This window comes from Paraburkholderia sp. SUR17, assembly GCF_029536165.1.
Lineage (GTDB): Bacteria > Pseudomonadota > Gammaproteobacteria > Burkholderiales > Burkholderiaceae > Paraburkholderia > Paraburkholderia kururiensis.
Genome location: NZ_CP120508.1, coordinates 3,382,958 through 3,396,111 on the forward strand (window position 1 = coordinate 3,382,958; position 13,154 = coordinate 3,396,111).

General features: G+C 63.7%; 14 protein-coding genes and 1 tRNA gene. 9 read left to right on the forward strand and 6 right to left on the reverse strand.

What is annotated here, in order from left to right; all coding sequences use genetic code 11:
* Positions 1–71 precede the first annotated feature (71 nt).
* The 3 genes from cgtA to rplU form a co-directional block, all read right to left on the reverse strand.
* Positions 72–1,205 carry an Obg family GTPase CgtA gene (gene cgtA, locus P2869_RS15025; protein ID WP_042302543.1) on the reverse strand — a complete coding sequence of 378 codons (1,134 nt, stop codon included), beginning with the start codon at positions 1,203–1,205 and terminating at the stop codon, positions 72–74.
* Positions 1,206–1,399: 194 nt separating this feature from the next.
* On the reverse strand, positions 1,400–1,663 hold the full coding sequence (gene rpmA / locus P2869_RS15030; protein WP_017777104.1) for a 50S ribosomal protein L27: 264 nt from the start codon (positions 1,661–1,663) through the stop codon (positions 1,400–1,402).
* 24 nt (positions 1,664–1,687) lie between these two features.
* Complete coding sequence (gene rplU, locus P2869_RS15035; protein WP_006025184.1) at positions 1,688–1,999, reverse strand: 50S ribosomal protein L21; 312 nt, start codon at positions 1,997–1,999, stop codon at positions 1,688–1,690.
* Between the two features lie 249 nt (positions 2,000–2,248).
* Between rplU and P2869_RS15040 the strand changes: the two genes are divergently transcribed.
* The 9 genes from P2869_RS15040 (at position 2,249) to yacG (ending at position 10,434) form a co-directional block, all read left to right on the forward strand.
* Positions 2,249–3,241 (forward strand): polyprenyl synthetase family protein, encoded by a 993-nt coding sequence (locus tag P2869_RS15040; RefSeq protein WP_026121911.1) that lies wholly within the window; start codon positions 2,249–2,251, stop codon positions 3,239–3,241.
* Positions 3,242–3,271: 30 nt separating this feature from the next.
* A tRNA-Pro gene (locus P2869_RS15045) sits at positions 3,272–3,348 on the forward strand.
* Between the two features lie 149 nt (positions 3,349–3,497).
* Complete coding sequence (locus P2869_RS15050) at positions 3,498–4,823, forward strand: HlyC/CorC family transporter (protein WP_051062070.1); 1,326 nt, start codon at positions 3,498–3,500, stop codon at positions 4,821–4,823.
* A gap of 247 nt (positions 4,824–5,070) precedes the next feature.
* Complete coding sequence (locus P2869_RS15055; protein ID WP_051062084.1) at positions 5,071–6,294, forward strand: GspE/PulE family protein; 1,224 nt, start codon at positions 5,071–5,073, stop codon at positions 6,292–6,294.
* Positions 6,291–7,517 carry a type II secretion system F family protein gene (locus P2869_RS15060; RefSeq protein ID WP_277596890.1) on the forward strand — a complete coding sequence of 409 codons (1,227 nt, stop codon included), beginning with the start codon at positions 6,291–6,293 and terminating at the stop codon, positions 7,515–7,517. The genes P2869_RS15055 and P2869_RS15060 overlap by 4 nt, the downstream gene beginning before the upstream one ends.
* 28 nt (positions 7,518–7,545) lie before the next feature.
* Complete coding sequence (locus tag P2869_RS15065) at positions 7,546–8,481, forward strand: A24 family peptidase (RefSeq protein ID WP_277596891.1); 936 nt, start codon at positions 7,546–7,548, stop codon at positions 8,479–8,481.
* 36 nt (positions 8,482–8,517) lie between these two features.
* Positions 8,518–9,144 (forward strand): dephospho-CoA kinase, encoded by a 627-nt coding sequence (gene coaE / locus P2869_RS15070; RefSeq protein ID WP_277596892.1) that lies wholly within the window; start codon positions 8,518–8,520, stop codon positions 9,142–9,144.
* A 229-nt stretch (positions 9,145–9,373) separates the two neighbouring features.
* Positions 9,374–10,129, forward strand: coding sequence for a cell division protein ZapD (gene zapD, locus P2869_RS15075; protein WP_017777111.1), 756 nt, complete (start codon positions 9,374–9,376; stop codon positions 10,127–10,129).
* A gap of 104 nt (positions 10,130–10,233) precedes the next feature.
* On the forward strand, positions 10,234–10,434 hold the full coding sequence (gene yacG / locus P2869_RS15080) for a DNA gyrase inhibitor YacG (protein ID WP_199543786.1): 201 nt from the start codon (positions 10,234–10,236) through the stop codon (positions 10,432–10,434).
* 71 nt (positions 10,435–10,505) lie between these two features.
* Here the strand turns inward: yacG and P2869_RS15085 are convergent, their stop codons facing one another.
* Genes P2869_RS15085 through argJ form a run of 3 tightly spaced genes read right to left on the reverse strand, consistent with a single transcriptional unit; the run spans position 10,506 to position 13,063 of the window.
* On the reverse strand, positions 10,506–10,940 hold the full coding sequence (locus P2869_RS15085; RefSeq protein WP_277596893.1) for an NUDIX domain-containing protein: 435 nt from the start codon (positions 10,938–10,940) through the stop codon (positions 10,506–10,508).
* Positions 10,937–11,806, reverse strand: coding sequence for an ATP-binding protein (locus P2869_RS15090; RefSeq protein WP_017777113.1), 870 nt, complete (start codon positions 11,804–11,806; stop codon positions 10,937–10,939). Before P2869_RS15090 ends, P2869_RS15085 begins: the two co-directional genes overlap by 4 nt.
* A gap of 15 nt (positions 11,807–11,821) precedes the next feature.
* On the reverse strand, positions 11,822–13,063 hold the full coding sequence (gene argJ / locus P2869_RS15095) for a bifunctional glutamate N-acetyltransferase/amino-acid acetyltransferase ArgJ (RefSeq protein WP_277596894.1): 1,242 nt from the start codon (positions 13,061–13,063) through the stop codon (positions 11,822–11,824).
* Positions 13,064–13,154 lie beyond the last annotated feature (91 nt).

A 13,154-nucleotide genomic window follows, 5' to 3' on the forward strand; every position in this document is an offset into this window, starting at 1 on the left:
TCCGCGATAACTGATGATGCTGGAGGAACGCCGGCGCACGAGTCATTGCGAACACCGGCGGAACATATAGCCTACCCTTGCGACGGGTCTGGTGCTGTTCCAGCCTCGCCCTCATTCTGACCGGACGCGCCAGGCGCGCCGCGAAACCGCACGTCGGAGGCCAGATCTTCGGCCTCTTCGGCACGCCGGGCGTCAGAATGGGCGGCGACGTAGTCGTACACGGCGTAGCAGAGGTTTTCGCAGCCTTGGCCCGTGAGCGCGGAAATTTCGAAGACAGGGCCGTCCCACTCGAAGCGCTTGACGAAGTCGGCCACGCGCACTTCGCGCTCTCCTTCCGGCACCATGTCGAGCTTGTTCAGCACCAGCCAGCGAGGCTTCTGATAGAGCAACTCGTCGTACTTGCGCAGTTCGTTGACGATCGCTTTCGCTTCAGCGACCGGATCCGTGCCCTCGTCGAATGGCGCAAGGTCCACGAGATGCAGCAGCAGCCCGGTGCGCTGCAAGTGGCGCAGGAATTGGTGCCCGAGTCCCGCACCCTCCGCGGCCCCCTCGATCAGCCCCGGAATATCCGCGATGACAAAGCTCTTGCCAGGCGCCACGCGCACCACACCGAGATTGGGCGCGAGCGTCGTGAACGGGTAATCGGCAATCTTCGGCTTCGCGTTCGAGACAGACGAAATGAAGGTGGACTTGCCCGCGTTCGGCATACCGAGCAGGCCAACGTCTGCGAGCACCTTCAGCTCCAGTCGCACCATGCGGCGCTCGCCGGGCTTGCCCTCCGTCTTCTGGCGCGGCGCCCGGTTCGTAGACGACTTGAAGTGCAGATTGCCCAAACCACCGGCACCACCCTTCGCGACCAGCACACGCTGGTTGTGCTCGGTCAGATCGGCAATCAGTTCGCCAGTGTCGATATCGGTAATGATTGTGCCGACGGGCATGCGCAGCGTGATGTCGTCGCCGCCCTTGCCGTAGCAGTCCGAGCCGCGGCCATTCTCGCCATTGCGCGCCTGATGCTTTTTTGTATAGCGGTAGTCGATCAGCGTGTTGATGTTGCGGTCCGCGATGGCATAGACGCTACCGCCGCGTCCGCCGTCCCCGCCGTCGGGGCCGCCGAACGGGACGAACTTCTCGCGGCGCATCGACGCGCTGCCATCGCCCCCATCGCCGGCGATGACTTCGATCTTCGCTTCGTCAATGAACTTCATGCGTTACTCCGTCCCGTGTTTTCGCTATTTTGCCGCGCTGCGCGGGCCGACACCAACTGACCGAACGGCCAAGGGAATTGAGTCCGCGATTGTCCTCATGCGAGCGCGCAGCGCGTTCGCAGCACCAATGAAAAAGGCCCCGCAAACTTCGCGGGGCCTTTCATCCGGTCAGTTACCCGTGCCTGAAGGGCCGCTCAGGCTGCTGCCGGGACGACGACGACCGTGTGCTTCCGGGCTGCGCCCTTCGTCGTGAACTTGACGTGGCCGTCGACCAGCGCGTACAGCGTGTGATCCTTGCCGATGCCGACGTTGTCACCCGGGTGCATGCGCGTGCCGCGCTGACGCACGATGATGCCGCCGGCATTGATTGCCTGACCGCCGTACACTTTGACGCCCAGTCGTTTCGACTCGGAATCGCGGCCGTTGCGTGACGAGCCGCCTGCCTTTTTGTGTGCCATGTGATTGCTCCTTGACCGTTGCGCTTACGCGTTGATCGCGTCGATGCGCAGTTCGGTGTAGTTCTGGCGGTGGCCGCCATGCTTCTGGTAGTGCTTCCGGCGACGCATCTTGAAGATGGTCACTTTGGCGTGACGACCGTGCGACACAACGGTGGCCTTGACGGAAGCCCCACTGACCAGCGGCGTACCGAACTTGATCGATTCGCCTTCGCCCACTGCGAGAACCTGGTCGAGCGTGATTTCTGCGTCAATGTCAGCCGGTATCTGTTCTACTTTAAGTTTTTCGCCAACGGCAACCTTGTACTGCTTGCCGCCGGTTTTTATGACCGCGTACATTGAAAACCTCACTCTGGATTCGTTTTTCCGACGCACCGCGCGCGGAAACCCGTGATTATACATAGAGTTAGAAGCAAGGTCAAAGCTCATTCATGGCCCTCGCGCCACCGTCAGTCACAGCGTGCTCCCGCCTTGCCAGCCAACGCCGGCAAGGCATTCGCCGGCCGCAGCCGCCCTTGCACCACCGCGCCAAAGCCCGGGATGTGCCCGTTCGCCTTATAATTCGCGGCACTACCCATTCTCACCATCATGTCGTCGACCGCCACTTCTGCCCCCAACGCCGCCACCCTGCTTGCCCCGATTGCTGAAGACATGGAGCAGGTGAACCGTGTCATCCGGCAACGTCTGGCGTCCGAGGTGATGCTGATCAACCAGATCTCCGAGTACATCATCGGCGCTGGTGGCAAGCGCTTGCGTCCCGCGCTGCTGCTTCTCGTGGCGGGTGCGCTCGGCGAGCGCACCGGGCACCGGTACGAGCTGGCCGCCGTGATCGAGTTCATCCACACGGCAACGCTGCTGCACGACGACGTGGTCGACGAATCGGATCTGCGGCGCGGCCGGCAAACAGCGAATGCGCTCTTCGGCAACGCGGCCAGCGTGCTGGTGGGCGACTTCCTGTATTCCCGCTCGTTCCAGATGATGGTGGGCGTCGGCAAGATGCGCGTGATGGAAATTCTCGCCGAAGCCACCAACATCATCTCCGAAGGCGAAGTCCTGCAGCTCCTCAACATGCACGACGCGGACGTGGACGAGGCGCGCTACATGCAGGTGATCCGCTACAAGACGGCGAAGCTCTTCGAAGCGGCAGCGCAGTTGGGCGCCGTGCTGTCCGGTGCTGATGCGAAGACCGAAGAGGCTGCTGCCGAGTACGGCCGGCGCATCGGCACGGCTTTCCAGATCATGGACGACTGGCTCGACTACACGGGCACGGCGGAGTCCATGGGCAAGAATGCAGGCGACGATCTGCGCGAAGGCAAACCCACGCTGCCGCTGATCTGGCTCATCGAGCACGGCACGCCGGCCGAGTCGGCACTCGCCCGCGAAGCCATCGAGCAAGGCGGTACAGACCGTTTCGAGGATATCTTCGCCGCCATCACGCGCTCCGGTGCGCTCGACCACACGCTGGAATGTGCGAAACAAGAAGCGCGTGCGGCCGCCGCGGCAATTTCTTCGTTCCCAGATTCCATTTACAAGGAAAGCCTGCTAGAATTATGTTCTTACTCGACGACGCGCCAGTCCTGAACAAGACTGAAACGTCACGAGAGTCTAATTCGGGGTGTAGCTTAGCCTGGTAGAGCGCTACGTTCGGGACGTAGAGGCCGGAGGTTCGAATCCTCTCACCCCGACCAGAATTACTGAAAAACCGCGCACCGTTGCGCGGTTTTTTTTCGCCCGCGATTTCCGGATAGCACAACAGTCTCGCCATCCGGCCAGACTGGAAGCGTCATCCCCCTCTGATATAGTTTTCCCATCCCTATTTCCTCTTCCCTCTCGACGCGTGGAACAACTCCCCTTATGGGCGCAGATAGGCGCGGTTTTCCTGCTGCTCATCTGCTCCAGCTTCTTCTCCATCTCCGAGACGGCGATGATGGCCATCAACCGTCATCGCCTCAAACATCTGGCAAGCCGGGGCGTCCTCGGTGCAAAGGTCACGCAAGGGCTGCTCGCCCGTACTGACCTGCTGCTCTCGGTCATCCTGATCGGCAACAATCTGTTCAACACCATCATTCCGGTGCTCACCACGTCGATCGCGCTGCATACGTTCGGCCATGACAACGTGGTGCTCTCCATCGCGACCGGCATCGTCGCGTTCCTCATCATCGTGTTTGCCGAAATCACGCCGAAAATTGTCGGCGCCACCTATCCCGAGAAGATCGCGTTGCCGGCAAGTCTGCTCATCGCCCCGTTGATGCGGATCACAAAACCGGTGGTCTGGCTCGTGAACCTCTTCGCCAACAGCCTGCTCAGGCTGCTGCACATCAACACCAAAGGCGCGCGCGAGCAGCGCCTGTCCACCGAAGAGCTGCGCACCATCGTGCTCGAATCAGGCAGCTTCATGCCTACCAAGCACCGCAGCATCCTGCTGAACCTCTTCGATCTGGAAAACATCACTGTCGACGATGTCATGATCCCGCGCCGCCGGATGGAGGCGCTCGACTTCGAAGCACCGCTCGAGGACATCCTTCACCAGCTCGAAACCTGCTACCACAACAAGCTGGTCGTCTACCAGGGCGACATCGACCGTGTATTGGGCATTCTTCACGTGCGCAAAACGCTGGCGGCGCTGCACAACCAGGAACTGGAGCGCGAAACGCTGCGTGAACTGCTCGCGGAGCCCTATTTCGTACCGACCGGCACGCCCGTGTTCCAGCAGCTCCAGTACTTCCAGGAATCGCGGCAGCGCACGGCGCTCGTCGTCAACGAGTACGGCGAACTTCAGGGGCTCGTCACGCCGGAAGACATCATCGAGGAACTGATCGGCGAGTTCACCACATCCATGCCCCGCAGCGGCGCAGGGCGCGGCGGATGGAACGAGGAAGGCGAATGCATTGTGTCGGGCGCCATGCCGCTGCGCGAGCTGAATCGCTGGTTGCAGATTTCGTTGCCAACCGACGGACCCAAGACGCTCAACGGTCTGATCCTCGAAATTCTCGAGGAAATTCCGGACGGAGACGTCTGCGTGCAGATCGGCGACGTGAAGCTGGAGGTGATGCGAAGCGACGATCAGGCTATCCGCACCGTGAAGCTGTTCAGGCCCGGCGCAAAAGGCCGCATGAAAGGCGGCACGAAAGGCAGCAAGACCATGCAGGCATCGCAGCGTTAGCCATCCGGACGAATGCCGGTCGAACCGTCTGTGACCGATGATGAACCATCATCTTTCGCAGGCGGCACAGCGCCGGTTTTCGATGTCTCGTTCGACGTCCCCTTTTACCTCGCAAACGCAGCACGCCCAATCGGAGCGTTCGCGGCCATACGGGCCGACCTCGCCGCAGGAAGGCCATTTGGTCCCGGCTCCCCTTCCTGGCAGTGTGACCGGCGGCACCGCGAGCGCTCGAACCGCAGCCGGCGCCATCCCAGCAAGCTCGCCAACTCGGGCTCGCCCTGCCGATACGCCGCCCGCGCTCCGCGACACGGACAACACGCCCGCAGTCCGGCTGCTCGCCGATACGCTCGAACAAGCTGCGCAACGCAACGCGTCCGACGTGCACATCGAGCCCTTCGAACACGGCTGGCGTTTGAGGCTGCGCGTCGACGGCGTGCTTCACGAACTCGCGCGACCGCCTGCCCATTTGCGCGATGCGTTCGTTACGCGGGTGAAAGTGCTCGCACGAATGGATATCGCCGAACGGCGCGTGCCGCAGGACGGGCGGCTGCGTCTTGCGCTCACAGGTGAGCGCAACGAAGACTATCGCGTCAACTCGTTGCCCACGCTGTTTGGCGAAAAGCTTGTGCTGCGACGCCTCGATGCGCTTCCTGCCGATCTCTCGCTCGCGGCACTCGGACTCGGTCAGGCACAGCAGCACACCGTGGAAACCGCGATCCGCGCCCCGCACGGCCTTGTGCTCGTGACCGGTCCGACTGGCAGCGGCAAGACGCTCTCCCTGTACTGCTTCCTGCAGATGCTCAACACGGAATCGCGCAACGTGTGCTCGGTGGAAGACCCCGCCGAAATTCAGCTTGCCGGCATCAACCAGGTTAGCGTTCGGGAGAAGGCGGGGCTCACGTTCGCGGTCGCCCTGCGCGCATTTCTGCGCCAGGATCCCGACGTCATCATGGTCGGCGAAATCCGCGACGAGGAAACAGCCGACGTCGCGGTGAAGGCTGCCCAGACAGGCCATCTCGTCCTCTCGACGCTGCATACGAACGACGCACCAGCCGCCATCGCCCGCATGATCGACATCGGCGTGGCGCCCTATAACCTTGCTGCGGCGTTGCGCATGGTGACTGCGCAGCGGCTCGTGCGGCGGCTGTGTGCCGGGTGTCGTATGCCGGCAAAAGATTTGGGGGCGTGGCGAGCGGTGGCCGGTGACCGTGCCGACGACTGCTTGCCCTACTCGCCCTGCGGGTGCGCCGACTGCCACGGCATCGGCTATCGCGGGCGAATCGGCGTGCACGAGGTGATGCCGGTCTCAGAGGTCACGCGCGAACTCATCGTTCAACGCGCGGGGAGCCACGAAATCGCGAGGCAGGCTCGCGCCGAACACGTGGCAAGCCTGCGCGAAGCCGCGCTCGCGCGAGTCTGCGACGGCACCACGAGTCTCGACGAAGCGCTCTCCGCCACGGAGGTGGCATGAGCGCCGAACAAGCCGAGGCGAACGCTGTCGTCCGCGAACTGCGCTTTGCGTGGCGTGGCATAGACGCCTCCGGGGCACCGCGGCGCGGCTCGCTTGTCGCGCCAAATGCCACTCAGGCGCGCGAAGTGCTCAAACGAGACAACGTATTCGCACTCGAACTTGTGATGCGCGGCACCGCGCCGAGACCCAAAGCGGCCCACGCCGACGTTTCGTTGTTCACGCGTCAACTCGCCAGCCTCTTGCGCGCCGGGCTGCCGCTCGCGCCCGCGCTGAATCTGCTCGCGCAGGCGGAAGGTCCGCGCGGCATGCCGCGCATCGCGGCGGCACTTTCACGCGACATTGCCGCGGGCATCGGCTTTTCTGCGGCGCTCGGCCGGCATCCGGCGCAGTTCGGTCCGCTCTACTGCCAACTGGTCGCAGTCGGAGAAGCCTCCGGCGCGTTGCCGGCCGTGCTCGCCCGAATCGCAGACGACCGCGAGCGCGCCGCCGCGCAACGCGCCAAGGTGCGCTCTGCGCTGACTTATCCCGTTGCCGTCCTGCTGTTCGCCGTGGCGATCACGGCGGCACTGCTCATATGGGTGGTCCCCACTTTCAAACAGATCTTCGATGGCTTTGGCGCCGCCTTGCCTGCCCCCACCCGAACGGTGCTTGCGCTCTCGAACGCCGCAGCGCGCTGGAGCGGTCCGTTGGCGGCGCTCGTTGTCGGCTCCTCCTTCGCACTGCGCTGGCTCTTGAGGCGTTCCGACACGGCACGCGTGCGGTTCGGGCGATTCGTGCTCGGCATCCCCATTGCCGGCCCGCTTCTAAAAACCCTCTGCGCCGCTCGCTGGAGCCGCGCGCTCGGAACGCTTCTCGCGGCCGGCACACCGCTTGCCGACGCCTTCGCCTCGCTCTCGCGCGCAAGCGGGAACGCGTTCTTCGACCAGGCAAGCGCCGGCATCGCGAGCCGCCTGACTCGTGGCGAACGGCTCGCGGCCGCCATGCGTGCGGCGCAGTGCTTCCCCTCCGACGTAGTGCAGCCCGTTGCGGTTGCAGAGGAATCGGGGGCGCTGGATGCCATGCTGCTCGATGTCGCCGCACTCGCCGATCGTCAGGTCGACGAAAAGATCGCCACACTATCGAGCCTCTGCGAGCCGCTCGTGATCGTCGTGCTTGGGGCGCTCGTAGGTGGGCTCGTGATCGCCATGTATCTTCCCATCATTCAACTCGGCAACGTGGTGTAGCATCGCTGCCAGATTCCGTCATCCGTCCATGTCCGCTTTCTTTCCGTTCCTGTCCGATACCGCGCGAAGCGGCTTAACCGGTGTCGCGGGGCATCCGCCCAGCGCACTTGCGCTCGCTTTCGGCGCGTTGCCGCAGAGCGTGCAGTTCGGCTTCGCGATCGTCATCGGGCTCGTGATCGGCAGCTTTCTCAACGTCATCGTGCATCGTCTGCCCATCATGCTGGACCGGGCGTGGCGTGCCGAAGTAACCGATGCAACCGGTCAGCTCTTTCCTGAAGATGGCCTGCCGCCGCGCTACAACCTGTGGCTGCCGCGCAGCGCGTGCCCGCACTGCGGCCACGTGCTGCACGCGTGGGAAAACATCCCGGTGCTCAGCTGGCTGCTGCTGCGTGGACGCTGTTCGAACTGCAAGACACGTGTGAGCGTGCGCTACCCGCTCATCGAACTCGCGAGTGCGCTGTGCGCAGTGGCCGCCCTCGCCGCATTTGGTCCTACCGGCAAGGCGCTGGTCGCCTTCGGCCTGTGCGCTACGCTGCTAGCGGTCAGCGCCATCGACCTCGACCACCAGTTGCTGCCCGACTCGATGACGTTGCCGCTGCTGTGGGCCGGCCTCATCGTCAATCTGAGCAGTACGTTCGTGAGCCTGCACGACGCCGTGATCGGTGCCATTGCGGGCTATCTCGCACTCTGGTGCGTCTACTGGCTGTTCCGGCTGGTGCGTGGCGTGGAGGGAATGGGCTATGGCGACTTCAAGCTGCTGTCGGCGCTCGGCGCGTGGCTCGGATGGACCGCGTTGCCGCAGATCGTCGTGATTGCCGCTGTTGCGGGCGCAGTCGTCGGACTCGTCGCAACGTGGACAGGCCGTATGCGTTTCGAAGAGCCGCTGCCGTTCGGTCCTTTTCTCGCAGCCGGAGGGCTCGCTACCCTGTTTCTCGGCACACCGTTTTATTTCACGCCGTTTTAACTTCGCGTTCTAACTTCGTATTTGGGAGCGTGTTTCATGTTCTCCGTTGGGCTCACCGGAGGGATCGGAAGCGGCAAGTCGACCGTTGCGGATCTGTTCGCGGCACGCGGCGTTCCTGTGGTCGATACAGACTTCATCGCCCATCGCATCACAGCGCCAGGTGGTCTCGCCATGCCACCTATCGTCGCGGAGTTTGGCCCCTCCTTCGCGGCGGCGGATGGGTCGCTGGACCGGGCACGCATGCGTTCGCTCGTCTTCTCGGACGACTCCGCGCGCAAGCGGCTCGAAGCCATCACGCATCCGCTCATTCGCGCCGAGGCGGATCGCGAACGACGCGAAGCGCACGGACCGTACGTAATCGTCGTCGTTCCTTTGCTCGTGGAGTCGGGAGACTGGAAAACACGGGTGGATCGCGTTCTCGTCGTCGACTGCGCCATCGAAACGCAGATCGAACGGGTCATGAAGCGAAACGGATTCACGCGGGAACAGGTGCTTGCAATCATCGCCCGTCAGGCTTCCCGCGAAGCCCGACTCACTGCCGCGGACGACGTCGTCGTGAACGACGGCTCGTCGATTGATGCCCTGACTGCTCAGGTCGAGACGCTCCATCGCCGGTATCTTGCCCTCGCGAGCGAGCAAGTGCGCAAACCACACCAGCCGTAGAAGCGTGCGGGCGAAGCCAAGTTGGGCGCGTGCAGGAAAGACGCAGTCCATGACAATACGGTGAACGAACGGCCAGCCGCCCCACGCAGCGCGATCAACGCATGCTTTCCGGGGCGCGTCACGGCGCCGCGGCAGGTGCCTCGCCATGAAAGTGCGCGATTGCGACGGTAGTCTCACGGCATTAGAATGTCCTGCAATCCTGTCACCGACCACGCCGAGGCGAGCGCGCTTGATTCTTTACGAGTATCCCTTCAACGAGCGAATCCGCACGCTGTTGCGCCTCGAGGATCTGTTCGAGCGCTTCACGTTCTTCCTCACTCAGGAAGATGCACGGGAGCATCACGTTGCGCTCACGACGCTGTTCGAGATATCGGAAGTTGCGGGCCGCGCCGATCTGAAGTCGGATCTGATGAAGGAACTCGAGCGTCAGCGCCAGACGCTGGCACCATTCCGCGGCAACCCCGGCATCGAACAGAACGCGCTTGAGGCTGTGCTCGGCGAGATCGAACAAACGCTCGCAGGACTCGGCCAGATGCAAGGCAAAACTGGCCAGCATCTTGCAGACAACGAGTGGCTCGCAAGCATCCGCAGCCGCACCATCATTCCCGGCGGCACCTGCAAATTCGATCTTCCGTCGTACTACGCCTGGCAGCAGTCGCACCCGGATCAGCGGCGTCAGGACATCGCAAAGTGGGTCACGCCGCTGTTGCCGCTACGCGATGCGGCCGCCATCGTGCTACGGCTCGCACGCGAATCGGGCCAGGCGTCGAAGGTAATGGCAATGCAGGGAAGCTACCAGCAAATGCTGTCGGGCCGCTCGTATCAGTTGATGCAAGTGCGCGTGGCACCGGAATTGCGCGTCATTCCGGAAGCAAGCGCGAACAAGTACATGCTGTGGGTGCGCTTCATGGTGCAGGACGGCGACTTGCGGCCACGAGCTGTCGATGTCGACGTGCCGTTTCAACTGACGTTGTGTAGCCTCTAAGCTACCCGGTGGCCTCACCCACCGGATGAACGGAACGCTGCGATCAGGAAGATGCCCGACGCGCATCGTGTACAGCCCCTCAGCACAATCGAACGTCTAGCCGAATGACTGCCACTGTCGTCAAATGCCCGACTTGCGGAAAGGAAGTCCGCTGGGTACCTGAAAACCGTTACCGCCCGTTTTGCTCGGAGCGCTGCAAGCAGATCGATCTGGGGGCGTGGGCAGCGGAAAAGTACCGGATCGGCGGCAACGAAGAAGAGACGCCGCCGGACGACGCGCCACCCATCGATACACGGCCGCAGTAAGCGCGTGTGGCAGGCGTCCGCCAGAAGCCGGAAGCGCGTGCAGCCACCCACCACGCACTGACTGAATCACCTCACTCCGCCGCAAGCCACTCCAGCACGGGAATCGTCGCCGGCAAGAGCGGCGACACGTCCGCCGGCAGTGTCTGCCAGACGAACGCCTGGCCTTCACGCCCGTGGGGCTCGCCTTCCCATTCAGTGACCTTGCAGAAGTACAGCCGCACGTAAGCATGCGGATAGTCGTGTTCGAGCGTGTGCCACAGGTGAGAGGCCGTCACCTCGATGCCGAGTTCTTCGTGAAGCTCTCTCGCGAGCGCGGCCTCCACCGATTCACCGGCTTCCAGCTTGCCGCCCGGAAATTCCCAGTAGCCCTCATACGGCTTGCCCGCCGGCCGCTGCGCCAGCAGGTACCGTCCGTCCGGCTTCACGAGCACACCGACCGCGACTTCGGTCACAGGCCGTTGCGCGCTGGCGCCCGCTGCTGCTGCCCCACTCGCCGCGCCCGTCATACCGACGCCTTCCTGCCGGACCAGTCGCGGGCAAACTGCCACGCCACCCGACCCGAGCGCGAACCACGTTCAAGCGCCCAGACGAGCGCGTCGCCGCGCGCCGCCTCGATTTCGGCGTCGTCGCAGCCGAAATGCCGCAGCCAGTGCCCGACGATCGCGAGGTAGTCGTCCTGCTTGAACGGATAGAAACTGACCCAGAGCCCGAAGCGCTCCGACAGCGAGATCTTTTCCTCGACCACTTCGCCCGGATGGATCTCGCCGTCCGGCATATGCCGGTACGTCTCGTTGTCGCTCATGTACTCAGGCAGCAGATGGCGCCGGTTCGACGTCGCATAGATCAGCACGTTGTCCGATTGCGCGGCAACCGACCCGTCCAGCGCGACCTTGAGCGCCTTGTAGCCCGACTCGCCTTCCTCGAACGAGAGGTCGTCGCAGAACACGATGAAGCGCTCGGGACGCTGCGAAATCAGATCGACGATATCGCCCAGATCATGCAGGTCGTCCTTGTCGACCTCGATCAGGCGCAGGCCGTCCTTCGCGTGTGCGTTCAGGCAGGCCTTGATCAGCGACGACTTGCCGGTGCCGCGCGCGCCCGTCAGCAGCACATTGTTGGCGGGCCGCCTGTGGACGAACTGGCGCGTGTTCTGCTCGATCAGTTCCTTCTGGCGGTCGATGTTCTGAAGATCATCGAGCGCGATGGTGGAAATGGCCGTAACGGGCTGCAGGAAGCCGCGCCCCTGGCGTTTGCGCCAACGGAACGCCACTGCGGCGTTCCAGTCCACCTCGGGTGCGAGCGGCGGCAGCACCGCCTCCAGGCGGCCGAGCAGAGCCTCGGCGCGGGTCAGAAACTGTTCGAGCTTGTCCATGGCAAAAGTGCGGGATCAGGAACGATAGTCGGCGTTGATGCTCACGTAGTCGTGCGACAGGTCGCAGGTCCAGATGGTGGCCTGCGCGTCGCCGCGGCCTAGCCGCACGCGCACCGCGATCTCGCTCTTCTTCATGACGCGCTGGCCGTCTTCCTCGCGGTAGTCGGGATTGCGCCCGCCAGCGCGCGCAACGAGCACGTCGTCCAGATAGACCTCGACCTTTCCGACGTCGAGATCCGCGATGCCGGCATAACCGATGGCGGCAAGAATGCGGCCGAGGTTCGGGTCCGACGCGTAGAACGCCGTTTTCACGAGCGGCGAATGGCCGATCGCATAGGCGACCTGGCGGCACTCGCCCACGTTCGCGCCCTCTTCCACCTGGACCGTGATGAACTTCGTCGCGCCTTCGCCGTCGCGCACGATCAACTGCGCCAGCGCCTGCGCCATTTCCGTCACGGCGTCGCGCAGTGCTACGTACGCGGGCGATTCGGTCGACGTGATCGCAGGCAGGCTCGACTTGCCGGTCGCGATCAGAATGAACGAATCGTTGGTGGAAGTATCGCCGTCGATCGTGATGCAGTTGAACGAGCGGTCCGCCGCGTGCTTCACGAGTGCGTCGAGCACCGGCTGCGCCACAGCGGCGTCGAAGGCGAGGAAGCCCAGCATGGTCGCCATGTTCGGCTTGATCATGCCGGCGCCCTTGCTGATGCCAGAAAGCGTCACGGTATGGCCGTCGATGGTGACCTGGCGCGAGGCCGCCTTCGGCAGCGTGTCCGTGGTCATGATGGCCTGCGCCGCGTCGTACCAGTGCGCCGGACCGCGGTTGGCGAGCGCCTGCGGCAGGCCAGCCTTCAGGCGGTCGATGGGCAGCGGCTCCAGAATCACGCCCGTCGAGAACGGCAGCACCTGCTCCGGCGCAATGCCCGCGAGACGCGCGAGTTCGGCGCAGGTTTCGCGTGCGACCGCGAGGCCAGGCTCTCCGGTCCCTGCATTGGCGTTGCCCGTGTTCACCACGAGCGCGCGAATGCCGCTGCCGCCCTCTCGCACACGCGCGAGATGTTCCCGGCACACCGTCACGGGCGCGGCGCAAAAGCGGTTCGACGTAAACACGCCCGCAACCGTGGCACCTTCTTCGACGGAAATCACCAGCAAATCCTTGCGGTTCGGTTTGCGGATGTTGGCCTCAGCCCAGCCGAGCGTCACGCCGGAGACAGGATGAAGTTGTGCGGGATCGATCGAGGGGAAATTGACAGCCATGGTGGCGACCTGTCGGAGAGGCAATGCCGGCGGCAAAGCGTGGCGGGTGAGCCGGCATCGTAGGGTCAAAAAAGGCCCGGACAAAGTCCAG

What these genes read in the sequence shown, in the direction of transcription:
- cgtA (WP_042302543.1), bottom strand. Translation starts at nt 1,205, where the DNA reads ATGAAGTTCATTGACGAAGCGAAGATCGAAGTCATCGCCGGCGATGGG.
- rpmA (WP_017777104.1), bottom strand. Translation starts at nt 1,663, where the DNA reads ATGGCACACAAAAAGGCAGGCGGCTCGTCACGCAACGGCCGCGATTCC.
- rplU (WP_006025184.1), bottom strand. Translation starts at nt 1,999, where the DNA reads ATGTACGCGGTCATAAAAACCGGCGGCAAGCAGTACAAGGTTGCCGTT.
- P2869_RS15040 (WP_026121911.1), top strand. Translation starts at nt 2,249, where the DNA reads ATGTCGTCGACCGCCACTTCTGCCCCCAACGCCGCCACCCTGCTTGCC.
- P2869_RS15060 (WP_277596890.1), top strand. Translation starts at nt 6,291, where the DNA reads ATGAGCGCCGAACAAGCCGAGGCGAACGCTGTCGTCCGCGAACTGCGC.
- P2869_RS15065 (WP_277596891.1), top strand. Translation starts at nt 7,546, where the DNA reads ATGTCCGCTTTCTTTCCGTTCCTGTCCGATACCGCGCGAAGCGGCTTA.
- coaE (WP_277596892.1), top strand. Translation starts at nt 8,518, where the DNA reads ATGTTCTCCGTTGGGCTCACCGGAGGGATCGGAAGCGGCAAGTCGACC.
- yacG (WP_199543786.1), top strand. Translation starts at nt 10,234, where the DNA reads ATGACTGCCACTGTCGTCAAATGCCCGACTTGCGGAAAGGAAGTCCGC.
- P2869_RS15085 (WP_277596893.1), bottom strand. Translation starts at nt 10,940, where the DNA reads ATGACGGGCGCGGCGAGTGGGGCAGCAGCAGCGGGCGCCAGCGCGCAA.
- P2869_RS15090 (WP_017777113.1), bottom strand. Translation starts at nt 11,806, where the DNA reads ATGGACAAGCTCGAACAGTTTCTGACCCGCGCCGAGGCTCTGCTCGGC.
- argJ (WP_277596894.1), bottom strand. Translation starts at nt 13,063, where the DNA reads ATGGCTGTCAATTTCCCCTCGATCGATCCCGCACAACTTCATCCTGTC.